This is a genomic window from Streptomyces sp. NPDC001663, from assembly GCF_042893105.1.
Lineage (GTDB): Bacteria > Actinomycetota > Actinomycetes > Streptomycetales > Streptomycetaceae > Streptomyces.
The window spans coordinates 241397-264894 of record NZ_JBIAUR010000017.1 but is presented as its reverse complement, the minus strand read 5'-3'; the positions used below and the strand labels follow the sequence as shown (position 1 = coordinate 264894).

Here is a 23498-nt window from a genome sequence, read left to right as displayed (position 1 = left end):
AGTGACGGGGGTGGGGTTGTTGGCCGGGATCGCTTTCATGATTGGCCCCAGCGCTCTGGCGATGCCGTCCTCGGGCATGCCGTAGTCGCGCAGTGTCCTCGGCGCGTCCAGCGCCTGGCGGAGGGCGGCCAGGCCCGCGCTCGCCCCGTCGGTGGGGAAGACCGTGCTGTCGTAGACCGCTTCCTTGCCGCACCGCCCGGACTGTGCCGCGTTCCGGCGGAAGGCGACCGCCTGGCTGGCCGATCGGCCCCGCGCTCCCGGCCGCCGAACAGCGTCAACCAGGTCGGGGTCGTCCACTCCGTCGGGACCACAGAGACCGTCCTGACCGCCTTGCTCCGCCCACCTCGGTCGCGGTACGCGGAGACCCGGCTCGCCGTACTGGATTGCGGTCCTGTTCTGGGGGCCCGCGAGTGTCGGGCGGGGTCGTCGTACCCTGACCCTTGTCACGTGCCGCGAAAGGTGGACAACGCCGAGCGGCAATCGGACAGCGCGTCGGCACGAGACGCCTGGTGTGACGATGAGGCGCACGATGCCGTGAGTCGGAGGTGATTCACGGAGGTGGCAGCGGAGCGCGGCCGATGCCGTCGTCGTAGCGCCGTGGTGGGTCAGGTGTTCCAGGGGTCCGTTCGCAGGTGGCGGTCGAAGAAGCGCTCGATCAGCTGGGGGGTCAGCCGCACGGAGCCCTCGGCGTCCGGGAAGCGTGAGGACCGCACCGTGGCCGTCATGGGGTTCAGTTCCCAGGCGCCGGTGTTGAGGAGGCCGTGGTCGGCGCCGTGCACCAGCAGCAGATGGGACTCGGTGCCCGCGGCGACCAGGGTGTCGTGGAGGCGGCGGCTCTGGGCCGGGCCGATGAGCAGGTCGGCGTCGCCGTGCAGGAGCAGCACGGGCGGCACCTGCGGGTGGGCCTGCCGGGCCGGGCTGGCCTCGACCGCGGCGGCGGCCCGGTCCGACGGCGGGCCGCCCAGCAGACCCCATGCCGGATCGGAGGGATCCACGCCCAGCATTCCACCGGGCAGCGCGTCCTCATTGAGCCGGAGCAGGTCGGTCGGGGGGTAGCCCGCCACCACCGCGCGTACGTCGGGCACCGCGGGGGAACCGTCGGCGTCGGTGGCGAAGGCCGTGAGCAGTGCGAGGTGCGCGCCTGACGAGCTGCCCCACAGGCCGATCGCCGCCGGGTCCAGGCCGTAGGTGTCCGCGAGGTCGTGCAGGCGGCCCAACGCGTCCTGGACGTCGTGCAGTTGCGCGGGCCAGACGGCGACCTCGGAGGAGCGGTACTCGATGTCCGCCATGGCGTATCCGCGTTCGGCGAAGAGCCGGGGCAAGTGGGGTCCGTAGCCCCGGCGTTGATGCCGCCAGCCGCCACCCGGCAGCCATACGATCACGGGGGTACGGGCCGACGCGGACGACGTCGGCAGGTACAGATCCATCCGCAGGTCCGCGCCCGGTGCCGCGCCGTATGCGATGTCGCGCACCACCCGGACGGACGTCGGGTCGGCCCTCTCGGGCGGGAGCGGTGCCCGGCTGAGCCCTTCCATGAAGCGGCCCATGACCGCGGCGTTGTTCGCCGCCACGGTCGTCGGGTCGGGGGTGTGCGGCTGCTGTGAGGTCTCACTGGTCAACGGTTGGTCCTGTCCTGGTCATGGCGAGAAGGGGGAGGGCGCGACGCTTGTGTTCACGGTGTTGGTCGAGCCGTTGCCGGTAGTGCGGTGCGAGCCTGTCCGGGGTCCAGTCGAAGTCGTCCGCCAGCCGCACGTCCACTGCTGAGACACCGGGCAGAGCCGTGAGCCGGAGCTGGGCCTCGGTCGCGAACGAGCCGATGAGCACGCAGCTCGGCTCGGTCACGCCGACGGTGACCGCGATGCGCTGACCGCCGGCGCCGTCGTCCTGTACGCGAATGTCACCGACGAGTCCCATGTCGTCGAGTCCGGCAGGGACTCCCGCGGTGATGCTGCACGGATCGAGGATCTCGTTGAGCGTCGCGCGGACCTGGGTTTCCGTGACCGTCATCGGGCACCGGCCAACGCGTCGTCGACCGGGGCGACGCGTCCGCCCCACGGTTCCTGGAGTTCGGTGGTGTCGAACTCGTCGCCTCGGATGCGCTCGCGGAGGTCCTTCTCGTCGATGCCGTGCATCCGCAGGAAGTTGCGGCCGAGGATGTCGGCCTTGATCTCCTTGGTGAGCTCGGGCAGCCCGTACTCCTCGATCAGGTCACGGGGCATCTCGAAGTTCCAGAACGCCTCGATCGCCGGCCGGGGGTGGACGGCGTCGCAGCCGGTCGCCCAGATGATCCGCTCGGCGGCACCGGCCTGGAGGAAGGCACCCATTGCCTGGGCGAAGCGGCGGGGTGCGTAGACCGCCATGAACGACGTGGCCTCCAGGTTGACCCATATGTTGCGGAAGGACTCCAGCTGAAGGGCCGTCTCCTCGACGAAGGCCATGCCGCCGTGGACGACTTCGAAGGTGAGGTCGGGGAAGGCCAGCGCGGCGGCTTCCACGTCGCTCATCCCGAGGGCGGAGGTCGGACCGGGTCCGACCGGGAGGGCCTTGTGGATGGCCACGACCTTCAGACCGTGCTGCCGGGCCCGCTCCAGCAGCGGGAAGCAGATCTCCGGGTCACCCATGTCCAGCGCGGTCACCCGGCCCTCGACGACGTCGATCGGATAGAGCTTGAGGGCGTTGACCCGGTGCTTCTCCACCAGCTCGTCCACCCGGTCCAGGGCGCCGGGGCGCAGCGGGGACACCGCGCCGTAGATCAGCACGCGCTCCGGCCACTTCTCGCGCATCTCAAGGCCGACGCCCAGCGCCGAGCCCCCGTCCCGGAAGTGGCCGTAGATGGGCGTCTCGTGGTAGGCGATCACGTCGGTCTGGCTCTCCGCGAGCAGGGCCCGGCCGATGATGTCCGCGCCCGCGCCCCGCATGTAGGTGGAGCGTTCGAGGGTGTATTCGGGGCCGCTGACCCGCTTGTGCAGGCCGTAGAGGTGCTCGCCGATGGCCGCCCCGATATGCGGGTTGACGCAGTTCTCGGGCCGGAAGTTGTAGTTGTGGGCCACGCCCTCGACGACGAGGAAGTCCTCGATCACGGTCGTTCTCCTTCGGTGTCACGCGTGGCGGAGGCGCTCACGCGGTCAGGTCCTTCAGGCCTTCCAGGGAGTGGGAGGCGAGTCGCTCGTCGGTCTCGGCGTCGGCTCCGCCGACGCCGACGGCACCGATGACCTCGCCGTCGTCCACGGTGATGGGCACCCCGCCCGGTACGGCGAGGAGGCCGGCGTCGACGTGGTGCACAGGCGCGACCGCCATCGCGGGTGACGCGGCGAAAGCGGCGAACTTCGAGGTCGGCACGCCGGTGACGGCGGCGGTGTAGGCCTTGCGGCGCGCGGTCTCGACCCCGATGGGGCCGACTCCGTCGTCGCTGAGCAGCACCTTGGTGATGCCGCTGCGGTTGACGACCGCCACGCAGATCCGCGCCCCCTCGGCCCGGGCCGCGTCCAGTGCGGCCTCGGCCGCCTTGTACGCGATGGCGTACGACAGTGGTTCCCTCATCCCGCGGTCCCCTCATGGAGCGGGGCACCGGAGGCTGCCGGGATCCCGCGGATCAGGTCCGAGGCCTTCTCCGCCACGGCGATGACGGTGGCGTTGATGTTCGCGCCGGGCACGGTCGGCAGCACCGACGCGTCGACGACACGCAGTCCGTCGATGCCGCGCACCCGCAGCTCGGGGTCGACGACCGCGGTCTCGGAGGTTCCGATGGCGCACGTGCCGCAGGCGTGGTTGGCGGAGTAACCGGTCTCGCGCAGATAGCGCTCGAAGTCGGCGTCGGTGCGCACATCGGAGCCCGGTGCGAGCTCCGCCCGGATCATCGGGGAGACCTCCGGGCTGCGCAGGAGGGCCAGCGTGGTGCGCACGGTCTCCCGCAGCGCGGCGACGTCCTCCGGCTCGGTGAGCAGGTTGAACGTGATCCGCGGCGGGGCGTCCGGGTCGGCCGAGCCCAGCCTGACCTCGCCGCGGCTGCGGGGGGTCGCGACGGCGTTGAGGGCCACGCAGTGCCGGTCCTTCAGCGGCCGGATGGCGGGGAACCACGGCCGGGCGTCGAAACCGCCGGCCAGGATGCCGAGGAACCCGTCGGGACGGTCCAGGTCGGGGCGGGTGCGAATGTACGCGGAGAGGAACTCGGGCATCCCGGCCAGCGGACCGTTCCCCGTGAGCAGCCAGCGGAGCGCGCCCACCGCCGCGCGGTCGACGCGCAGGTGCTCGTGGAAAGTCACCGGATCCCTGACGTCGAACAGCACGGGAGCCGCCGGATGGTCCTGGAGGTTGGCGCCGACGCCGGCCAGGTCCGCCACCGGTTCGATGCCGTGCTCGCGCAGGTGATCCGCCGGTCCGATGCCCGAACGCATCAGCAGCTGCGGCGAGTTGTAGACACCCGCGCAGACCACGACCTCGCGGGCCGCCCGGATCACCCGGCTCTGTCCGCCTTTCACGACACGGACGCCCGTCACGCGTCCCCGGTCGAGCACGAGCGTGTCCACCAGCACCCCGGTGAGCAGGGCGAGGCCGGGGCGTCGTCGCAGCGCGGGGCGCAGGTACGCGGCGGCGGTGCTGTGCCGTCGCCCACGGTGGATGGCGTTCTCGACCTGGCCTGCTCCGGTGGGGTCCCCACTCTGGGTGTCGTCGGGGAACTCGATGCCCAGCGATCGGGCGGCGCGGTCCAGACGGCGGCCGAAGGGACCTCGCCGGACCGTGGTCGACACGGTGACGGGTCCATACCCGCCGTGGTGCTCGGTGTCCCCGCGCCAACTGCTCTCCGAGCGGCGGAAGTACGGCAGCAGGTCATCCCAACCCCATCCCGTCGCACCGGACTTGGCCCAGTCGTCGTAGTCGAGGCGGTGCGCGCGGACATGGGTCGAGCCGTTGATCGATCCGGTGCCGCCGACCAGCCGGCCACGCGGGACCGGGATACGCCTGCCGTTCAGGCCCGGCTCGGGCTCCGACTCGTAACCCCAGCCGATGTCCTTGCGTCCCGACAGCAGCCCGACCCCGAGGGGGAGTTGAACGAGCAGACCGCGGTCCGCGGGCGGGCCAGCCTCGATCAGCAGCACCCGTGTCCCGGTGTCCGCGGACAGGCGCGCGGCGAGGACGCAGCCGGCCGTACCCGCGCCGACGACGACGTGGTCGTACTCGGCGCCGTGCCCGGCGCTCATACGGAGGGTCCTGCGCTGGGTCCGGACATCTCGTCTCCTTCGGCTCTGGAGCGAACGCGCGCTGGAGGAGCTGCGGGAAATCGCGGGGAGGCGGTCGCATGGCTCGGCACGTTCTCGGGTGTTGTCGCGAGGTGCGGCTCAGTCCGCGAGCGGGGCGTCACCTCGGTGCCGGGTCACCGTAACAAGGGCGTCCGGCGATCCGACAGGGGTCTGCAAGTAATTCATCAAACCAGGTCGGAGTCATTGACAGTTTTTCATCAGAGCCGTACAACGGCATGAAACGCCTCAGGGGCGCACACCGCTCGCCGTGCCTGTCCGTCCCTGTCCGAGCGTGCCGGAGAGCCGCCGCACGCTCGCGCCGTAACGCCTCGCGACAACGCGAAGCAGCCTCGACCGCGGGCTGTCCGACCCCCTCGAACAGCCCTCGTACACGCGTCCCCACAGCCTCAACGCCGAGGAGATGGTCCACATGACCGACACGACCGTGCCCGACACGGGAACCGGCTACGGCCGCAAGCCCTCCTCCCACGACGCCCGCCTGACCGAGGTCGGCCCCGGCACCCCGATGGGCGAGGCGCTGCGCCGCCACTGGCAGCCGATCGCCAGCTCCACCGCCCTGACCAGCGACGTTCCGCACCGCGTGCGCCTGCTGGGCGAGAACCTGATCGTCTTCCGGGACGGCCGGGGCCGCCCCGGCGTCGTCTTCGAGCGGTGCGCGCACCGCGGCAGCAGCCTCTTCTACGGTCGCGTCGAGGAGGACGGCATCCGCTGCTGCTACCACGGCTGGAAGTTCGACGTGCAGGGCCACTGCCTGGACCAGGCCTGCGAACTCGACGGTGGCAAGCGCCGCAATCTCGCACGTCAGCCGTGGTATCCGGTGGAGGAGGCCTACGGCCTGGTCTTCGTCTACATGGGCCCGCCCGAGCTCAAGCCCCCGCTGCCGCGCTACGACAGCCTCGAGCCCCTGGGCGAGGGCGAGAGCTACCACACCAGCTGGATGGTGCCCGGCGCCGAGGTCATCGGCCTGGAGCAGGACTACAACTGGCTCCAGCTGTTCGAGAACGCCGTCGACCCCGTGCACGCCGCGTGGCTGCACTCCAACCACAGCGGGTTCCAGTTCCAGGGCACCGGCACGACCGGCTTCCCCGAGCACTACTACGACCATCGCACCGCCGCCGAGCGCACCACCTACCACCGCACCGACAACGGCGTGAAGTACGTCTGGCGCTACCAGGACACCAAGGGCGACGGTGGCGCACCCGTCGACCTGGAGTGGTCGGTGGAGTGCATGCTGCCCAACGTCATCGCCCTGCCCGACTTCATCCGCTCGACCCCCGACGTCCGCAACGACATGCTGATCTGGGTCGTCCCCGCCGACGACACCCACCACCGGCTGGTCTTCTCCATCCGCTCCGCCGACCCCGAGCGGGCCACGTCCTTCATGTTCGGCATCAAGCAGAACGGCAAGGACGGCTGGCAGCTGAGCGAGGAGGAGAAGCAGCGCTTCCCCGGCGACTACGAGGCCCAGTGGTCACAGGGCCCCATTACCCAGCACTCCGAAGAGACCCTGGCGCCGTCCGACAAGGGCGTCGTCATGCTCCGGCGCATGCTGCGCACGATGCTGGACGACGTCGAGGCCGGACGCACCTCGCTCGGCGTCGCCACCCCTGGCGAGCCGGTCCGCCGTGTGGAGGCCGGCCTCGTCACCCGGCCGGAGGCGCCCACGGAGACGGATTGGGCGGCAGCGCCCACGGCGGCAGGGGCGTGACCGAAGCGTGAGCACCATCTGGACGGACGCGGTCGTCGTGGCCCGGTACGACGCCACGCCGAGAATCGCGGTCTTCGACCTCGCCCGGGCCGACGGCGACGAACTGTGGGAGTACGAGCCCGGTGCCCACATCGACGTACAGGTCGGTACGGCGGGACTGATCCGGCAGTACTCCCTGTGCGGACCACCGGGCATCCGCAAGCAGTACCGGCTCGCGGTCCTCGACGAGCCCGCCTCGCGCGGTGGTTCACGCGCCATGCACGCCCTCGCCGAGGGCGACACGCTGCGCATCGCCGCACCGCGCAACCGCTTCGGCCTGACGTCCGCGCGCCGGCACGTGCTTCTCGCGGGCGGCATCGGCATCACCCCGCTGCTGTCGATGGCCCAGAGCCTCGACGCCACCGGGGGCGACTACCACCTGCACTACTGCGCCCGCAGCCGGAGCGAGGCCGCGTTCCTCGCCGACCTGGAGAACCACCCGCGGGTCACCCTCCACTTCGACGACGAGCCCCCGGAGCAACGCCTGGATCTGGGAAGCGACTTGGGGGACCCCGCTCCCGGGACCGCGGTCTACGTCTGCGGCCCCGGCGGGTTCATGGACTACGCGCTGGGGCGGGCGGCCGAGCTCGGATGGCCCGCGTCCGCCCTGCACAAGGAGCGCTTCAGCGCCTCGCCCCCAGTCGCGGCCGAGCCCGGCGGGGGAGGGGAGGGCGGATTCACCGTGCGCCTGTCCTCCACGGGAGCGGAGTACCTCGTTCCCGAGGACCAGAGCGTCCTGGACGTCCTGCTGGCGAACGGCGTCGAGGCGCCCAACTCGTGCGGACAGGGCATCTGCGGCGAATGCATCGTGCGGGTGCGCGCCGGTGAGCCCGACCACCGGGACGACGTCCTGACCGACGAGGAGCGCGGGGAGGGTCTGTTCACCCCGTGCTCGTCCCGGTCGAAGTCCCCGATCCTGGAGCTGGAACTGTGACCACCTCATCGACCGCGGCGAAAGACCTCGCCGCCGCTGCCCCCGTCCCCGCCTCCGCTCCCGCCACGGTCGAGGAGGCCGAGGCCGCCTGGCTCGCCGCACAGACCCTCCCGGACCCGGAACCGGCGCTCCGCGCCCTGATGCATCCCGACTGCGTGATCGTGCACTCGGCGGTGGGCCACATCCACGGCGTCGACGACTGGTTGCGGTACGCGGCACGCCTGGGCCGCACCAGTCAGGTGGACACCCATGACGTGACCGTCCAGCGCTTCGGCACCACGGCCGTGGTCAGCTGTCTCCAGGAGATGCGGGTCGCCTTCGTGCCCGAGCTCACCCCGTTCGTCATCCAGGCCGCCGTCACCCGGGTCTGGGTGCGCTCCCCGTCGGGCGGCCGGCAGCTGGCGCACCTCCAGATGGCCCGGCGACTGCCGCCCGGCTGAGCGGCGCACGGACTCCAGGAACCCGGCGATCCGGTCGGGGATCCGGTGGTCGTCAGTCCTGGGGCTCGCCGTCCACCGGCGAGCTCTCGTCCTGTGCCGCCTGTGTCGCTGTTGTCGCTTCGGCGAGCGCGGAGACGATCCGCCCTACCTGCTCCGCGTAGTGGTCGATGAACTCCGGTGATTCTGGGTCCTGTTGGCCGAGTTCACGGGCGATCCACGGGATGGCCACCGGAGCGATCGAGGCGGCGAAGAAGACGAGGGCCACGGCCCCCACGTCGAGGTCGCTCCGGAATTCACCGCGCGCCTGCCGCTCGCGGAGTTCCTCGACGTGCTTGAACAGCTCGGCGGCCCGCTCGTCCTCGGCGGGCGGGCGCGTGCCGGGCTCTTCGCGCGTCAGCGTGTGCACCCACGCGGGGTCCTCATGCGCCCAGTGGACGTAGCGCCGCGCGGCATCCGCGAAGGTACGGGCCTGGCTGACGCGCATGGACTCCTCGAGCCACTGATCGCTCAGCGCCTCGTACAGCCCGCGTTTGCCCCCGAAGTAGTAGGTGATCAGCTGATGGCTGACGCCGGCCGACTCCGCGATCCGCACGACCCGGGCCCCGTCGAAACCGTGGGCGGCGAACTCCGCGCCGGCGGCGGCCAGAATGGCCCGCCGGGTGCCCACCGGGTCGCGCTGACGACCGGGATCATCGGGGTGCCTCCGGCGCTGCTGCCTGCCGGACGCCGCTCCCGACTTTCCTGGTGTCGCCTCTTCCCCTGTCACATGGACGACCTTACCGGCGGCCTTGTTGGACAGGCCAACCACTTGCGGCGTCCGTTGAGATTCTCCGTCTGCTGGTGGTACAGCAGCTGCGTCCACATTGACCAGGCGAAACGGTAGTTGGCGCAGCCTTCGGCTGAGCTGGTCCGGACATGGTCCGGATCTTGCTCTGGAGGTGTCGGTTCGGTTCATGCTGCGACTGCAGTGCAAGCGATTGGGAGCGAGCGGGACTTGACGGCGCAGATAGTTGCCTGTCCGGACGCTGACTATCTGGGATCGAGGGGGTGGTGGTGAACCCGTAGGCCGGTCCAAGATCGTGCGGAGTCGGAGGTCGTGCCCCGGCGTCAGCCCAGCCGCAGCAGGCTCAAATCCCGGCACAGCGGACCGGTGCAGCACCCGAGAAGAAGGCCCGCACATCCGAACTCGTGGCTCGGCAGACGCTTGTGGCGACCTCAGCCGGGACTCAACACGATGACTTCCAGCTGCGCCCTGCGCCGTGGATTCAGTCCGCGACCATCGACCCGTCGTCCTACCTGCCCGTAGTGGACAACGTCTCCTTCGAGTGCCTCCAGGCAGATGGCGGGGCATTGTGACCTGCACCAAAGCTCCAACCGCTGGGTTTCTTTGCCGTTACTACGAGTTTGCGGGGCTCTGGGTTTGCTGGGGCAGCAGGCCACGGAGATGACCGAAGACCCAGGTGTCGACGGCGTCGGGGTAGCCGTTGACCCAGTCCGTGGGTGGCGGGTCGTGTGGTTCGGCCAGGCCGTGGCACCACTGCGAGATGTTGTCGCCGTCAGCGAGATCCGTGACGGCGGTGCGCAGCTTGACCGCTTACTGAAGGATGCGGTCGCGGTCCACTGACCAGATGGCACCGATCGAGGCTCCTTCGTGGGCGATCCAATTCCGGGCCTGCCTGGCTTTGTGCAGGGTGTCCATGTCCAGGGTCCTGCCCATGGCGTGTGGGGCCAGACTCTGCAGCGTGCCGCCCAGCAGTTTGTCGGCAGGGACTGAGGCGACAGCCTCTTCGAAGGTCATGGCCGGGTCGCCTTGGTGGGCAGTGATCAGGTTGCTGATACGGAGCACGTATTGGCTCCGAGAGCGCGCTGAGGCAGGTGGGGGCGTGGGCGCGGAGGGTGCACGATGTGACTGAATCTTTCAGCCCGCCACTCGATGCGCGCTGGCTCGCCGGACAGACGTGGCGGCCCCGGACTGAGCACCGGGCACCACGACGCCGCATGGTGGAACGTGCTCTGGCGCGACCGGGGCCTCGCGGGTTTCTTCGATTGTGACACCGCCAGGCCCTCAACGCGGGAGTTCGACCTGGCCTTCATGGCGTTGACCTGGTTTCCCTGCACGTACGAGGGCCCGCCGAGCGGACCGGCTTCACCGCCTTCGAGGACCGTTCTCGGCGCCTGCGCCTGCTCGACGCCTACGGATACGAGGGCGACCGCCTGCAGTTCCAAGCTGTCGTGGCGAAGCGGGCCAGAACCAACGCGGACGTCATCCGCCGCATGGCCGCTGGCGGCGACCCGGTCTACACGGCCCTGGAGCCGGTTGCCGCCGACCTCGATCAGGCGGCCCGCGAAGTCGACCTGCTGCCCGCTTCCTTCTGGCTGCCCCCGGATCGCGGCCACGACAACCCTCTGTCTCACCGGGCCGTCCGCACCGCCCGCACTGACACCACGGGACCCGACCGCCACAGCAGATACCGGGCAAATCGAACCTCTGGCCGGTTCCCCGGATCCCTGCCACGGCCGCGATACGGCGCTGCTCACAGTGATTCGATCCACTCGCCGGGCTCTTCCAGCACATAGGAGGCGCCGGCCGCCGGCGACTCGCGGGCCGTACCGTCGCACGACGCAGGGGGCTCCGGGATGGTCGCCGCCTGCGGAATCGCGACCGCGCACGCGGCACAGGCGTCGGCGAGCTGCCAGGTCCGGCCCCAGTCTGCCCGGATCAGTACCAGTTGCTCTGAGCCTCGCTCTCGCCCGGGCCTGGAGCCAGTTGCTTCGCGGGGCCGCCGCGGAGAAGGAAGGCGAGCGGCTCCGCGGCATCGTGTCCACCGCTTTCCTCTACCTGCGCGAAGCAGGAGAGGGCCGCAGGGCGGGCCGGATCGAGCGCGGCCTGAACGGGAGGTAGCTCAAGTCGGTCGGAGTGTCAGTGGTCGCCGCCATACTCAGAAGATGTGCAACTGACTTTCAGGCGCATGTCCAGGAGTCCTCGACCGAGTAGGAACGAATTGACACCCGAGAGCGACGCGGTGCCTGACCGCGACCCGTACCTTCTGGCGCAGATGCGAGAGGCCTTCGGGCGCGTGGTCTACAGCCACAAGACCCATGAGAAACAGGCGGACATCTGCTTCACCAAGCACCGGTGGCAGCAGGGCGTCCTCATTGCTCTCACGGCGATCAGCTCGGGCACCTTCCTTGCCGCGGTGGTCGGCCTGCTCGGCAACGCAGTGCTGACGAGCCTCGCGACCTCTTCTATCGCGCTCCTGGTCAGCTGGATGAGCCTTGGGACGAAGACCTTCAAGTTCGAGGAGGAGTCCGAGGCCCACCGCGGCATCGCCTCTCGGCTGTGGGACGTCCGAGAGTCCTACATCTCCCTCATCGCCGACCTGATGTCCGGCACCGTCTCCAACGCGGAGGGCCGAGAGCGGCGGGACGAGCTGCAGCAGGCCGCGCGCGACGCCTACGCCGACGCGCCCAGGACGAGCAGCAGGGCGTTCGCGCGCGCCCAGGGCGGGCTGCAGAACAACGAGGAGATGACGTTCACCTCGCGCGAGATCGACCTCTTCCTCCCGGAGGCGCTCCGGCTCGGCGAAGGCGAGGCATGACGATGAAGACCTCAGAGATCTTCGAAACATTGCTCAAGAACCTGAAGGTCGGGGAGACGGCCACGACGGTCGCCTCACGGCGGGACGAGATCACGAAGGCGCTCAACAAGGACTTCCGCGACAAGGACGGCTGCACCGACTACAAGCTGATGGTCGGATCGTTCGGCCGGCACACCGCGATCAAGGGGGTGTCCGACCTCGACATGATCTTCATCCTCCCGCCCGGGATCCGGTCAAGCTACGAGGGGGACACCGGCCCGCGGAGAATTCTCGAGAGGGTTCGGGACGACCTCAAGGCGCGGTACAAGAACACTGAGATCCGCGTCGACCAGTGTGTCGTCCGAGTGCGGTTCACGTCCAACGCCTTCAAGTTCGAGGTCCAGCCGGCATTCGAGAACGTCGACGGCAGCTTCGACTACCCGGACACGAAGGCTGAGGGCTGGAAGGTCACCAAGCCGCGCGAGGAGATCGCCGCGACCAAGGAGTGCAACGACCGCACCTCGACGAACATGCGCCACCTCGCCCGGATGGCACGGGCCTGGAAGAACGCGAACGGCGTAAACATGGGCGGCCTGCTCATCGACATCCTCGTCTACAACTTCTTCGACCAGACCGACGACTACGACGCAGCGGGCACAGGCTCGTTCGACCTCATGGCCCGCGACTTCTTCGAATTCCTCAAGGATCAGTCAGAGCAGGAGTACTACCTGGCGCTGGGCAGCCGGCAGCGGGTCCACGTCAAGGCGCAGTTCCAGCCGAAGGCGAAGAAGGCGTACAACCGATGCCTCGAGGCGATCGCGGACGAAGGCAAGACGTCCGCCAACAAGAAGTGGCGCGAGGTCTTCGGCACGTCGGTGCCGCTGGCGAAGAGCGCGAGCGAGTCGTCCCGGTCGTTCAGGGACACCGAGGAGTTCATCGAGGATGAGTTCCCGGTCGACGTGTCCGAGACTGTGTCCATCGACTGCGAGGTCACGCAGGCCGGATGGCGTCCGACCTGGCTTCGCGCGATGCGTCGCGGCGGGATCCTGCTCAAGGCCGACAAGGGCTTGAGGTTCGTGGTCACCAGTTGCTCGGTCGGGGAGCCCTACACGCTGAAGTGGAAGGTGCTCAATCGTGGTCCGGAAGCCGAGCGGCGGGACGCGATCCGCGGCCAGATCGTCGACTCGAGCAAGCGGGGAGTCCGCATCGAGCACTCGGACTTCAAAGGCGAGCACGTCGTCGAGTGCTACGTAGTCAAGGACGGGGTCGTCGTCGCTCGGGACCGGATCGACGTGCCGATCGGTAACACGAGCGTCAAGAGGGCGAACGCCTTGTAGGGAACCGATCCTCGGAGCGTGACGAGGCCTCGACGAATCTGTCGGGGTCTCGTCGCATCAGACGCATCCGCCCCTAGGGTTGAAGCATGAGCAGCTCTCTCGCTGTCATGTCCGAGTGCCTGCTCAACGCGGAGCTGGCTTCTGCGGAAGTGGTATGCTGCCCGCCGCCCGGCAGAGCTGCGTTCCGGGGATCCCGGCAGGTCCGCTGAGTAGATCGTCGATCTGCTCAGCGACGAAGCAGATGCCGCGGAAGCGGAGTTTCGGCGGGTTCGAGACCTCGGCTGAGGCTGGTTCTCCGTCGGACGCTTCCGGAGAATGGTGTCGTGGAACGGCGGATCGACTTCTGGCGAGAGCGGCAGATGTTCTGTGCGCTGCGATCATGGGTGGCGTGTCGATTTGGACTGGATCGATCGGTGGGAGCAGGCGACGGAAACCTGCCCCGGCTGCGGCATGACCTGCGAGCACGAGGATTCGCCTCGGGTGACGCTTGACTGCGAACAGGGCACCTGTGGCACCTGCCTCACCTCGGTCCTGGAGGGCCGGCCCGACCATCGTGACTCGGTCCTCGCCGATCACCAAAGGTGCTGTCGGCGATCGCGCAGATGCTGCACCGGCACGGCTTCAGCCACCAGGTGCCGGCCCGTCGCGCGATCGAGCGCGACGAGGAAGCCGTCACCGGGTGGGTGAAGGAGACCTGGCCGCAGGTGGAAACGCCGTGGCGGCGCTCGGGGCCTGGCTCTGCTTCGAAGACGAGGCCGGGTTCTCGATGACGCCGCCCACGGCCCGCACTTGGGCCAGGCGCGGACACACACCCATCAGCCGAGTGCGGGGACGCTCCCAACGCCGCTTCTCCGTTGCCGCTTTGGCTTGCTACAGGCAGGGCGAACGCTCCCGTCTGATTTACCGGCCCAAGCGAAATCTCGATCACAAGCGGGCCGGCAGACGCAGTTTCACCTGGACCGACTATCGCGACCTGCTGACCACCGCCCACCAACAGCTCGACGCGCCGATCGTGCTCGTCTGGGACAACTTGAACGTGCACAGGGACAGACGGCTGAGGGAGTTCATCGACACCCACGACTGGATCACCTGCTACTTCCTGCCGGCCTATGCACCTGACCTCAATCCCGTCGAGGGCATCTGGTCACTGCTGCGACGCAGCAGCCAGGCCAACACCGCCTTCACCCACCCTGAGCACCTGATGTGTTCACTGCGGCACGGCCTCCGCAAGATCCAGTACCGCAACAACCTCATCGATGGATGTCTCGCTGAAACCGGCCTCACCTTGACGACATCACGCCAGCAAGGTCAGTAACAGTACGTCTTGCGCTGCTGAAAGGTCGTCTCGACCTTCTTCCCGGCGTCCTCTTCCCAGCCCACCGACCCATGGACCTCGGTCGGTTACCGGGCCATGGCTCACCAGACCCCATGTCCCCGATCACAGCCGCTTGTGCCGTATCGACCAACTGGCCAGCGGCCCGAGCGCATTCAGCAGTTGTCGTCCCGCCTCCGTGATCAGGTACGTCGTGTGATAGGGAAACGTCTCCTCTCTGTCCCGCAACACAAGCCCCTCCTCCCGGAGCTTGCTGAGTGTCCGATTCAGCACGGAATCCTGGATGTAGCGCCGCTCCGACGGCTGTTGAGGATTCGCCGTTCTGTCCCGGATGGCCTGTAGTAGTACCCCGTACTGGCTCGGGCCGGCTGAAAGCACCTCCAGAACGTCGGTGACCCACTCACGCCGCAGAATCCGCAACGCGTACCTTGACTGTTGGGCGACCGTCCAGCCGGGCTGCTGCTGGTAGTCCTGTCGCTGCCGCACATGGGCCCTGCGACGTAGCAGCCCCGGCCACTGCGAGAAACGGTTGCGTCGGCGAGCGCCGTCATCCGGCGGATCCTGCACAGCAAACTCCTTGCCCCAGCAGTCAGTTGGTGGACGCGGTCACCTCTCAGTCAGGTCGAGGAAGCACCGCAAGCAAGTCGGGTCGGTGTGACGGGCCGCGTACTGCGGTCTGACGAGCCAGTGTGGTCCCAGCGGGTAGGTCCGGCAGACGTTGGGGACGACGACGTAGGAATTGCGCCCCAGGCATCGAGAGCGCGGCGCGCTCCAGTCCGCGGCTGTGCCCGGAGGGACGAGGAAGTACACGCTGGGGATCCTCATGTCGGGGTCGGCGATGACGGGGCCGAGCTGCGCGGGGTTGAGTGCTCGGAAGTAGTGGACGACTGCGATGCCGAGGGGCTCCTCGATGCGTACGGCGTCCCACCACTCGCCCGCGGCGACGGCGGACGCTCCGTCTACGGGAACCCAGGCCGCGTAGGGGACGGACTGGTGTTGTTCATCTGTCTTCATGATGTGTCCAGGGGGGCTGTGCATCGGTTGAGGAGGGTGGAGAGGACGGTGTAGACGTGCTCTACGCCGAGAGGGGACAGAGCGATCTCGTGCTCGGCGGTGCGGGGGAGACAGTGGTCGGGCGCGAGCATCAGGCGCACGCCGAGGCCCTGTGTGTCGATGGCCTGTTTGCCGGAGTCGTCGGCGAAGAGGCCGGTGCAGGGGAGTGCGACGCGCACCTGGTCGCCGCCGCTGCTCTTGGCCTGGCGCAGGGCCGCGTCGCAGTCCAGGAGCAGATCAGCCAGCGCTCCCTGCGGTAGGTCGGCGGCTACGGCAATGCCCATCGAGACCGTCTGGCCCGTCAGCGTGACGTTCACCCCTCGCTGCGTGCGCACGTCCACGGTCAGACCACGGACCCGGTCGCGCATTCTGCGGGCGATGACGAGGGCGCGGTTGAGGTCGAAGTCGGGGAGCAGGATCAGGAACTCGTCGCCGGCGCAGCCGCCGTAGCGGCCGACGAGCCCGGCTTCGCCGCTTCCGTTCCGGAGCACGTCGGCGATGGCGCGGAGCACGGCGTCGCCGGCGGGATGGCCGTACGTGTCATTGATCGTCTTGAACCGGTCGACGTCGGCGAGGATCAATGCGAGTGATCGGCGGTCGCGGCGGGCGTCTGCCAGGGTGCAGGCCGCCCAGCGATCCCAAGCGTGCCGGTAGAGCGTGCCGGTGATGGCGTCGACGAAGGACTCACCGCATGTGGTGCAGCGGCCGGCCCGGCTGTGTGCCGTCGTTGCCGAGTCGGTGGATTCGTGGAATGGCGAACCGTAGGCAGAGCCGGTCGCCGTACGCGAACGGTGTAGCGAAGTCGCTTGCGGAGCCATGTTCATCGTCCCCTCGCAGCGCGGCATGTGGCTTGCGCTGAGGCGTCTTGGGCCGACAGGCGGGGATGTGGAGCTGGTGCGAGTCGTCGGCTTTCCGGGCGCCCAAGCGGCCGTTCGTGCCTCGGCGGTTCAAGAGTGAACAACTCTGGGATGATTGACAGATTCTCTGGCTCAACTGCTGGTTGAATCTGACGGGGTGTGAGTCTAGGGTGGAACCGTTCAGTCCTGTCAACCGATGCTTTGGTAAAGGGAAGTGAAAGGGCATCGGGGGGAGTTCCGTGTTCAGGGGGATGTGGTTGTGCCTGGTGCTGCGGAGCGAACGAAGCTGGCTGAGAGGCTGGAGCGGCTCTTCGACGAGATCCGTCCGGAGGGGCCGAAGGAGCGGCGATACACCAATGACGAAGTCGCCGCAGCGCTGAAGGAGCTCAAGCCCGGGCTCCGGGTGAGCGGGGCGTATCTGTCCGCTTTGCGCAATGGTACGAAGCGCAATCCATCGATGGATCTGCTGGCAGTGCTGGCGCGGTTTTTCGGGGTCTCGGAGTCGTACTTCGTTGATTCTCTCTCGGAAACCCGCACCGACGCAGAGTTGGCCTTGGCCAGAGTCGGACACAACCCTGAGGTGAGAAACCTCGCCCTGCGGGCTCTGGAGCTCAGTCCTGAAGGACTGGCCATCGTGACGCAGATCGTCGAGCACGTGCTCGCCCAGAACCAGGCCCGGGATTCTGTGGATCCGATCAACTGAAATCTGTCACTGCCACGGAACGCCCATGACCCGCTGCGCACGGGAGGGACCCGAGACCGATGAGTGAGCGTGACTTACGCAGACGCTGTCGGCGATTACTCAACGATCTGGATATACAGCCGCCTCTGGACGTAGAGGAGCTGTGCCAGCGTTTCGCACAACAGCAGGGCAAACCAATCCGGTTGCTGCCCTACGACATCCCAGTGCCGGGGCCTTTCGGCCTGTGGATCGGCACCGATGACGCCGACTTCATCGTCTACCAGCGGCAGACCAGCCGAGCTCATCAACGGCACATCATCCTCCACGAGTTCGGCCACCGATTCGCTCAGCACCAGAGCTGCTCCCCACCTGGTCTGGCGTCGGTTCTGGGGAGAGGCGCTGAAGCCGCAGTGCGGCATGGGGAGTTACCTCTCCTCCCGGAGAGTGCGATTCGGTGCGCACTGGGACGTTCCGTGTACGACGACGAGCAGGAACGCGAAGCCGAGACCGTGGCCACGATCATCCTCGAGTGGGCATCGGTACTCGATCACGTCGTTCCCAAGGCTCGGGACGACGGCGCGGCCGAGCGAATGGGTAAGGCACTGAGCGACCGGCTGGGGTGGCTGTGAGCGATCTCCTTGCCATCTACGGAATCAGCGCGTGCGTCGTACTCGTTTGGACGGTCGTCCGTTTGATGCGAGCGCCGCACGATCGGGCCCTGTGGTCGTTGTGCGGGCTCATAACCGGTTGGACGGTGTCTTTCCCGTTCGGCCGGGCCGCCGACCGGCAAGCCGGCCTGCTTGGGGCGACGCCCATGGAATCGCGCCTGATCGAGCACTCACTTGTGGTGATGGGTGTCCATGGTCTGGTCTGCTTCTATCTCTATTCGGCTCTCAACGCCCCGCAGGCGACGAAGAGGGCCTGGCAGTACGGAGTCCCACTGGCTGTGACGCTCGCCGTGCTGATCACGGCTGCGCTGCTCACACCTGAGGGAGCCGGAACCCGCGATCACCGGGTGACGTACGTGGCGGTGTTCTTCGTGGCCGCGGACGCGTACTGCGTTTTCGGCTTCAGCCAAGCCTGGGTGTGGAACCGCCGGTATGCGCGTGGTGCGGGGCCTCGACTGCGGCGGGGGCTTCGTCTGGCTGCCATCGGCATGACCGCGATCGTGATGGCGAGTGTCCTCTTCATCGTGGCCGTTGTGCTGCGCTGGGCAGGCGGTGGTTCCGCGCCGGACTCCCTGCACGCCAATGGAGCCGCAAGCACCGCACTCGGGTGGTTCGCCGCGGTGTTCCTCCTGTTGCCGGGAGTCGTCACTTTCCTGGTGGGCGTTACGTACCCGGCCGCGGTCATGCACGCGATTGCGCTACGCCTGTGGTGGCGCCACCTGAGGCAGTTCCGCCGGCTGGCGCCTCTGTGGGGCGTGCTGCACGAGCACTTCCCGGAGAACGTACTGCCGCGCGTTCCGGTGAGGCCTTGGCGGGATGCCCTGAATCCACGTGCTGTTCACCGCCGTTACTACCGTCGGGTCATTGAATGCCGTGACGGTCTCGTCCGCATCAGCCCTTACGTCAAGGCACCCGACTGCACGAGCAGTCGAACTCCTCAGGAAGTCTCCAGCGGTTTACGACGGGCATTGAAAGCGCGTGCCGAGGGGCTTCCGGCTGCGGCGAGTGCGGTGCCCATCGCAGTGCCGGAGGACGCCTCCCTGGACGCCGACGCTCTCGAGCTCATCGCACTGTCTGACGCACTCCGTGTGGAACGCCAGAACGGAGAAACGTGATGCACGCATTGATCATCGGCGGCGGGGTCGCCGGTTCCGCCACCGCTCTCGCGCTTCAGAAAGCCGGCATCTCCTCCGTCGTGTACGAGGCCCATCCCGCGGGGGTTGATGAACGCGGAGCCTTCCTCTCGCTCTTCGCCAACGGCATCGACGCACTGAGCGCGATCGATGCCCACGAACCAGTGCTCGACCGGTCCTTCGTCGGCAGCCGCATCGACTTCGCCACATCCAGGGGGAAACAACTAGCCAGCGCCCGGCTGGACCGTGACGCGCAGGGTGCACTGCCCGCACCGCGCATCCTGACGCGCGCCGACCTCTGCCAGGCCCTGCAGGGTGAAGCGACACGACGCGGCATCCCCGTGAAGCGCGGCAAGCGACTGGTTTCCGCCGCGCGCACGTCCGCCGGGCGCGTCGTGGCCACGTTCGAGGACGGCAGCCTGGACGACGGTGATCTCCTCGTGGGCGCCGACGGCATCCACTCGGTCGTACGGCGGACCATCGACGGCGATGCGCCCCGTCCTCAGTACACGGGCGAAGACGTCGTGTGCGGGTATGCGAGGAAAGCGCCGGTGCTCGCTCCACCGGAGACGTTCCGCATGATCTACGGGAAGCGGGCCTTCTTCGCTTACCTGACCACGCCGGGGGGCGACACCTGGTGGTTCACCAACGTGCCTGGCAAAGACGGTTCGGCCACGGCTCCTTCCCGGGACTGGAAACGGCTGGCACTGACACGGGTGCGTGCAGACCTGCCTGCGGCCGCTGACCTCATCGGCGCGAGCGGCGACGACATCGTAGGGATCCGTGTCTACGACATGGCATCGACGCCCACCTGGTTTGCAGGCCCCGTGATCGTCATTGGAGACGCCGCTCATCCCGCTTCGCCGAACGCCGGACATGGAGCAGCCATGGCCCTGGAGGACAGTGTGCTGCTTGCGATGTGTCTCCGCGATCTACGGGGCGTATCGAAGGCGTTCGAGAGGTATGAGCAACTGCGGCGTAAGCGCGTTGAAGCCCTTGTCGCCACAAGCGCTCAGATGCGTAAGCGCGCAATCCCGGCTCCACTCCAACGCGTCTTACGGGACTTTATGCTGCCGCGGCTGTTGAAGGACGGTCCCCGTAATGCGGCTCCTTGGCTCACTCGGCATCACATCGACTGGCACGAGAAGCTCGCCATTGGGTAAAGGATCGGCAACTGCGGCGTACCGACTCGAAAGTCAGTACGCCCACGCACCTTGAAGTAGGACCGCCGGCGCCGAGTAGGGATGGATGCAGGCCCCCGCGCGACGCGTGGTTGGGCAGGAGCGTACGTCCTCTTCGGGAGGTGACCGCCGTGCCTGGTTTCGGAAGAGTGAATTGCCGGGCCCTGTACGTCGGTGTCGGCACGACATTGGCCCTAGTCGCCGCCGGGTGTACCGACTCGGGCCATGGCACGGCCGGTGACGAAGGCACCGGCGACCGCGATCTGTCCAGCGTGGCAAGTCCGAGTGCTTCGCCCACGTCGTCCCATGTTCAGTCCGCCCAAGAACAGGCGACACGGGTGTACTTGGGCATGTGGCAGGACATGGCCACGGCGGCCAAGACCTCGAACTGGACGTCACCCCTGCTCGCGCGGAACGCCACGGGTGATGCGCTCGGAGCGATCACTCGTGGCATGTACGCCGACCATCTCAACGGTCTCATCACCAAGGGCGAGCCGAAGAACTCGCCATCGGTCAGCCAGATATCGCCCGAGAAAAAGCCCACCGCGGTGATGATCTCCGACTGCGGAGACTCCTCCCACTGGCTGAAGTACCGCAAGAGGACGGGCAAGTTGGCGGACCAGAGGCCAGGAGGGCGCCAGCGCATCACCGCGGAGGTCAAGAAGCAGGACGACGGGACCTGGAAGGTCACGCGGTTCGCCGTCGAGGGGGTCGGATCGTGCTGAGGCGTGCGTCCGTCGTGTCAGGTGCTGCAGTGGTGCTGCTCGGCACGGGCGTTGTCCCGGCGTTCGCGGATGGGGGATGGGGATCTGTGGACTGTTCACAGAATCCGTATCCGGGGTGCGAACTGAGTGCTGGTAAAAGTGGCCGGCCGGATACGGCGCCACGGCATGCGACTCCTCGGGCTCCCTCGCCCAACGGTGGCGGCAAGGGCGGCCGCGGAAGCGGATCCGGACGGAAGGCGTATCGCGATCCGAATCTCGCGATGTGCGCCTACGAACGAAGCGATTACGAGCCTCCGCCGGAGGTGGCCGAGGCTGCCTATCACGGGCCGGCGGTGCAGGGGGCCGGGGTGGTTGCGGCGGCGGTGGTCGTCGTACGCCGCCTCGGACCCGCTGAGAGCCGGCGGGCAGGCGAACCGAAACCGGAGGGGAAGGGCGCCTGGTACGTGTACAAGTGCACTGTGGGAGGCGCACGGGATGCCTTCTACCGACCCCCGGTTTGGATTCCCGATCAGCTTCACCAGCTAGTAGCCGCTTCGGTGCCCCCGCCTGCACCTGTGGATCTCGCGCAGCGAGCTCGGAAGCAGCTCCGGCTTCCCTCTCCGACGATCGAAATGAGCCCGCCCGGCGAGCAGTTGGTGAACCTGCCGACATGGTTGTGGCTCGCCCGGAGCGCCTGGCGGCAGGTGTCCGCGACGGCTTCGGTGCCCGGGGTCTCGGTCAAGGCCGCGGCGCGGCCCACTGAGGTGATCTGGCGGATGGGGGATGGCAGCACGGTCACGTGCAGAGGCCCAGGGACGGTGTACACCTCGGAACCAGAGAGCGGGAGCGCTGCACAGGCCCAGAGGCCTTCGCCGGACTGCGGTCATACGTATCGCACTTCCTCTGCGGGACAGCTGGGCGAGGCGTATCCCGTCTCGGTAACCGTGCACTGGACAGTCAGCTGGCGCGGAGCCGGGCAGTCCGGAACTTTCCCTGACCTGACGACCACGTCGAACGCCCAAGTGCGTGTAGTCGAGAGCCAGGCATTGAACATCGCAAGCCAACTCAGGGAAGAGGGCGACAGGTGACTACGCAGATGCGCGCCAAGGGGCGAGACAAGCCCTCGGCGGCAAGGACAGACCCGCGTGGGCCGGGCCGCCGCACCGAGCGTGCCCCGAGCCGACTCTCGGTCGTAGCGCGTCGGAGGCAACTGCCGTACCTCGTGATGGGGGTTCTGCTGGTTCTCGGCTGTACGACGGGAAGCGTGCTGCTGTCCAGCCGACTGGGGCAGCGTGAGACTGTGCTCGCGCTCGCCCGGCCGGTGAGTGTGGGGCAGCAGCTGAAGAGCTCCGATTTGCGCGAGGTGAGGGTCGCTCACGGCAGCGGGCTCGGCGTCCTACCCGCCGCATCTCGTGCCACCGTGGAAGGACGCCCACTGGCCTACAGCCTGCCCGGGGACTCGCTGCTGACCGAGAGCGTGCTGGGCCCCGCACGGGTTCCAGCTACGGGGCAGGCACGAGTCGCAGTAGGACTCAAGGCCGGTCAGGTCCCTGCAGGCATCGGACTGGGGAATCACGTTTCCGCGGTAGTCGTGCCCGAGAGCGGCGGTACCACAATGCGTGCGAGCGTCAGGTCGTGGCCGGCTGTGGTCGCTGATGTGCGATCCGCCCAGGACGAGCAGCTGACGGTCGTGACGCTCGAACTTGCCGAGGACGACGCCCGACAGTTGGCCGCAGCGGACGAAGGAACGGTCCGCATCGTGGTCGTACACGGAGGTGGTGAGCGATGACGATGATCGCGGTGGGCAGTCTGAAGGGCTCGCCCGGCGCCACGACCCTTGGCTTGGGACTTGCGAGTCGATGGCCGCACGGCCATCGACCGGTAGTTGTGGAGTGTGATCCGGCAGGTGGTGACCTCGTGGCCCGCTTCCGGTTGGAACTCACACCGGGGCTGGTGAGCCTCGCCGCCGCCGCACGACGCGCCGAGCACTCCGACCTGCTGTGGCAGCACACGCAGCAACTGCCCGGAGAACTACGTGCCGTGGCCGCACCACCTGGCGCGGACCAGGCTCATGCAGCCTTGATGGAACTGACGAGCGGGAGTGAAGAGCATTCAGCCCTCCGGACTGCAGCCGAACCTGCTGGGGCGGTGGTCATCGCGGACTGCGGGCGGATCGAAGCGCGCTCGCCTGCATTGCCGATCGTCAAAGGCGCCGATGCTCTGCTGTTGCTCATGCGGGCTCGTGACGACGCGCTCGCTCATGCGGCAAGCAGAGTAGACGCGCTGGCCAAGTGGTCGACAAGTGCATCCCTCGTGCTCTTGGGCGACGGCTATCCCGCACGTGAGGTGTCCCGCGAGCTGGGGATCAGCGTGCTGGCCAGGCTGCCCGAGGATCCGAAAGGAGCCGCGATCCTGTCCGGCAGCAGCCGCCGGCGCTCCGCACTTGGGCGGTCGGACCTCGGCAAAGCCCTCGCGGCCCTCGCGGAACGACTTGCCGACCAAGTCGCCGCGCAGTCTGCCGATCCTCCCAAAACGGCCAGGGCAGCGCGATGACAGCGGAGCCGGTACGCGGATCCGGCGCCTCGAGCTCTGC

25 protein-coding genes and 2 pseudogenes are annotated in these 23498 nt (G+C 68.1%); 15 read left to right on the top strand and 12 right to left on the bottom strand.

Annotated features, from left to right (window positions below; all coding sequences use genetic code 11):
• The 6 genes and pseudogenes from ACFY1L_RS42980 to ACFY1L_RS42955 form a co-directional block, all read right to left on the bottom strand.
• Positions 1–297, bottom strand: a pseudogene (locus tag ACFY1L_RS42980) (hypothetical protein); the annotation flags it as partial.
• Positions 298–605: 308 nt separating this feature from the next.
• A complete protein-coding gene (locus ACFY1L_RS42975) occupies positions 606–1619 on the bottom strand; it encodes an alpha/beta hydrolase fold domain-containing protein (protein ID WP_388837774.1) in 1014 nt (337 codons plus the stop codon).
• On the bottom strand, positions 1609–2007 hold the full coding sequence (locus ACFY1L_RS42970) for a metal-sulfur cluster assembly factor (RefSeq protein ID WP_388837771.1): 399 nt from the start codon (positions 2005–2007) through the stop codon (positions 1609–1611). Before ACFY1L_RS42970 ends, ACFY1L_RS42975 begins: the two co-directional genes overlap by 11 nt.
• Positions 2004–3080, bottom strand: a complete 1077-nt coding sequence (locus ACFY1L_RS42965) for an amidohydrolase family protein (protein WP_388837768.1) — start codon at positions 3078–3080, stop codon at positions 2004–2006. Before ACFY1L_RS42965 ends, ACFY1L_RS42970 begins: the two co-directional genes overlap by 4 nt.
• A gap of 37 nt (positions 3081–3117) precedes the next feature.
• On the bottom strand, positions 3118–3540 hold the full coding sequence (locus ACFY1L_RS42960) for a heme-binding protein (protein ID WP_388837765.1): 423 nt from the start codon (positions 3538–3540) through the stop codon (positions 3118–3120).
• Entirely contained in the window at positions 3537–5198 is a 1662-nt protein-coding gene (locus tag ACFY1L_RS42955) for a GMC family oxidoreductase (RefSeq protein ID WP_388837762.1), read from the bottom strand. The genes ACFY1L_RS42960 and ACFY1L_RS42955 overlap by 4 nt, the downstream gene beginning before the upstream one ends.
• A gap of 469 nt (positions 5199–5667) precedes the next feature.
• Between ACFY1L_RS42955 and ACFY1L_RS42950 the strand changes: the two genes are divergently transcribed.
• The 3 genes from ACFY1L_RS42950 to ACFY1L_RS42940 are packed head-to-tail and all read left to right on the top strand — an operon-like array spanning position 5668 to position 8379.
• Positions 5668–6966 carry a Rieske 2Fe-2S domain-containing protein gene (locus ACFY1L_RS42950; protein ID WP_388837759.1) on the top strand — a complete coding sequence of 433 codons (1299 nt, stop codon included), beginning with the start codon at positions 5668–5670 and terminating at the stop codon, positions 6964–6966.
• 7 nt (positions 6967–6973) lie between these two features.
• Positions 6974–7939: a PDR/VanB family oxidoreductase gene (locus ACFY1L_RS42945; RefSeq protein WP_388837756.1), complete on the top strand. Its 966-nt coding sequence runs from the start codon at positions 6974–6976 to the stop codon at positions 7937–7939.
• A complete protein-coding gene (locus ACFY1L_RS42940; protein ID WP_388837753.1) occupies positions 7936–8379 on the top strand; it encodes a nuclear transport factor 2 family protein in 444 nt (147 codons plus the stop codon). The genes ACFY1L_RS42945 and ACFY1L_RS42940 overlap by 4 nt, the downstream gene beginning before the upstream one ends.
• 52 nt (positions 8380–8431) lie before the next feature.
• Here ACFY1L_RS42940 and ACFY1L_RS42935 read toward each other — a convergent pair whose 3' ends face one another.
• Together ACFY1L_RS42935 and ACFY1L_RS42930 are read right to left on the bottom strand one after the other, a co-directional pair.
• The gene (locus ACFY1L_RS42935) at positions 8432–9145 is read right to left on the bottom strand and encodes a TetR/AcrR family transcriptional regulator (RefSeq protein ID WP_388837750.1); all 714 of its coding nucleotides are present in this window, start codon (positions 9143–9145) and stop codon (positions 8432–8434) included.
• An 828-nt stretch (positions 9146–9973) separates the two neighbouring features.
• On the bottom strand, positions 9974–10225 hold the full coding sequence (locus ACFY1L_RS42930; RefSeq protein ID WP_388837747.1) for a hypothetical protein: 252 nt from the start codon (positions 10223–10225) through the stop codon (positions 9974–9976).
• A gap of 87 nt (positions 10226–10312) precedes the next feature.
• Between ACFY1L_RS42930 and ACFY1L_RS42925 the strand changes: the two genes are divergently transcribed.
• From ACFY1L_RS42925 to ACFY1L_RS42905, 5 genes and pseudogenes are all read left to right on the top strand, one after another.
• Positions 10313–11281 carry a phosphotransferase gene (locus tag ACFY1L_RS42925; RefSeq protein ID WP_388837744.1) on the top strand — a complete coding sequence of 323 codons (969 nt, stop codon included), beginning with the start codon at positions 10313–10315 and terminating at the stop codon, positions 11279–11281.
• 154 nt (positions 11282–11435) lie between these two features.
• Complete coding sequence (locus ACFY1L_RS42920) at positions 11436–11978, top strand: SLATT domain-containing protein (protein ID WP_388837741.1); 543 nt, start codon at positions 11436–11438, stop codon at positions 11976–11978.
• Complete coding sequence (locus tag ACFY1L_RS42915) at positions 11975–13294, top strand: nucleotidyltransferase (protein ID WP_388837738.1); 1320 nt, start codon at positions 11975–11977, stop codon at positions 13292–13294. The genes ACFY1L_RS42920 and ACFY1L_RS42915 overlap by 4 nt, the downstream gene beginning before the upstream one ends.
• Before the next feature lie 599 nt (positions 13295–13893).
• Positions 13894–14064: pseudogene (locus ACFY1L_RS42910) on the top strand (winged helix-turn-helix domain-containing protein); the annotation flags it as partial.
• Entirely contained in the window at positions 14061–14609 is a 549-nt protein-coding gene (locus tag ACFY1L_RS42905; protein ID WP_388837790.1) for a transposase, read from the top strand. The pseudogene ACFY1L_RS42910 and the gene ACFY1L_RS42905, both read left to right, overlap by 4 nt.
• A gap of 123 nt (positions 14610–14732) precedes the next feature.
• Here the strand turns inward: ACFY1L_RS42905 and ACFY1L_RS42900 are convergent, their stop codons facing one another.
• Genes ACFY1L_RS42900 through ACFY1L_RS42890 form a run of 3 tightly spaced genes read right to left on the bottom strand, consistent with a single transcriptional unit; the run spans position 14733 to position 16498 of the window.
• On the bottom strand, positions 14733–15194 hold the full coding sequence (locus ACFY1L_RS42900) for a winged helix-turn-helix transcriptional regulator (protein ID WP_388837735.1): 462 nt from the start codon (positions 15192–15194) through the stop codon (positions 14733–14735).
• Positions 15195–15233: 39 nt separating this feature from the next.
• Positions 15234–15641 carry a hypothetical protein gene (locus ACFY1L_RS42895; protein WP_388837732.1) on the bottom strand — a complete coding sequence of 136 codons (408 nt, stop codon included), beginning with the start codon at positions 15639–15641 and terminating at the stop codon, positions 15234–15236.
• A complete protein-coding gene (locus tag ACFY1L_RS42890) occupies positions 15638–16498 on the bottom strand; it encodes a GGDEF domain-containing protein (RefSeq protein ID WP_388837729.1) in 861 nt (286 codons plus the stop codon). The genes ACFY1L_RS42895 and ACFY1L_RS42890 overlap by 4 nt, the downstream gene beginning before the upstream one ends.
• Positions 16499–16796: 298 nt before the next feature.
• On the opposite strand from ACFY1L_RS42890, the gene ACFY1L_RS42885 reads away from it, so the two are divergent.
• A complete protein-coding gene (locus tag ACFY1L_RS42885) occupies positions 16797–17240 on the top strand; it encodes a helix-turn-helix domain-containing protein (RefSeq protein WP_388837726.1) in 444 nt (147 codons plus the stop codon).
• A 95-nt stretch (positions 17241–17335) separates the two neighbouring features.
• On the opposite strand, the gene ACFY1L_RS42880 is transcribed toward ACFY1L_RS42885, so the two are convergent.
• On the bottom strand, positions 17336–17572 hold the full coding sequence (locus ACFY1L_RS42880; protein WP_388837723.1) for a hypothetical protein: 237 nt from the start codon (positions 17570–17572) through the stop codon (positions 17336–17338).
• A gap of 120 nt (positions 17573–17692) precedes the next feature.
• Between ACFY1L_RS42880 and ACFY1L_RS42875 the strand changes: the two genes are divergently transcribed.
• The 6 genes from ACFY1L_RS42875 (at position 17693) to ACFY1L_RS42850 (ending at position 23458) form a co-directional block, all read left to right on the top strand.
• Positions 17693–17848 carry a hypothetical protein gene (locus ACFY1L_RS42875; protein WP_388837720.1) on the top strand — a complete coding sequence of 52 codons (156 nt, stop codon included), beginning with the start codon at positions 17693–17695 and terminating at the stop codon, positions 17846–17848.
• Positions 17845–19002, top strand: a complete 1158-nt coding sequence (locus tag ACFY1L_RS42870; protein WP_388837717.1) for an MAB_1171c family putative transporter — start codon at positions 17845–17847, stop codon at positions 19000–19002. The genes ACFY1L_RS42875 and ACFY1L_RS42870 overlap by 4 nt, the downstream gene beginning before the upstream one ends.
• A complete protein-coding gene (locus ACFY1L_RS42865) occupies positions 19002–20183 on the top strand; it encodes an FAD-dependent oxidoreductase (RefSeq protein WP_388837714.1) in 1182 nt (393 codons plus the stop codon). The genes ACFY1L_RS42870 and ACFY1L_RS42865 overlap by 1 nt, the downstream gene beginning before the upstream one ends.
• Positions 20184–20551: 368 nt before the next feature.
• Complete coding sequence (locus tag ACFY1L_RS42860) at positions 20552–20926, top strand: hypothetical protein (RefSeq protein ID WP_388837711.1); 375 nt, start codon at positions 20552–20554, stop codon at positions 20924–20926.
• Between the two features lie 1636 nt (positions 20927–22562).
• Positions 22563–22694, top strand: coding sequence for a hypothetical protein (locus ACFY1L_RS42855; protein WP_388837708.1), 132 nt, complete (start codon positions 22563–22565; stop codon positions 22692–22694).
• Positions 22691–23458 carry a hypothetical protein gene (locus ACFY1L_RS42850; protein WP_388837705.1) on the top strand — a complete coding sequence of 256 codons (768 nt, stop codon included), beginning with the start codon at positions 22691–22693 and terminating at the stop codon, positions 23456–23458. The genes ACFY1L_RS42855 and ACFY1L_RS42850 overlap by 4 nt, the downstream gene beginning before the upstream one ends.
• The last annotated feature ends 40 nt before the right edge of the window (positions 23459–23498 follow it).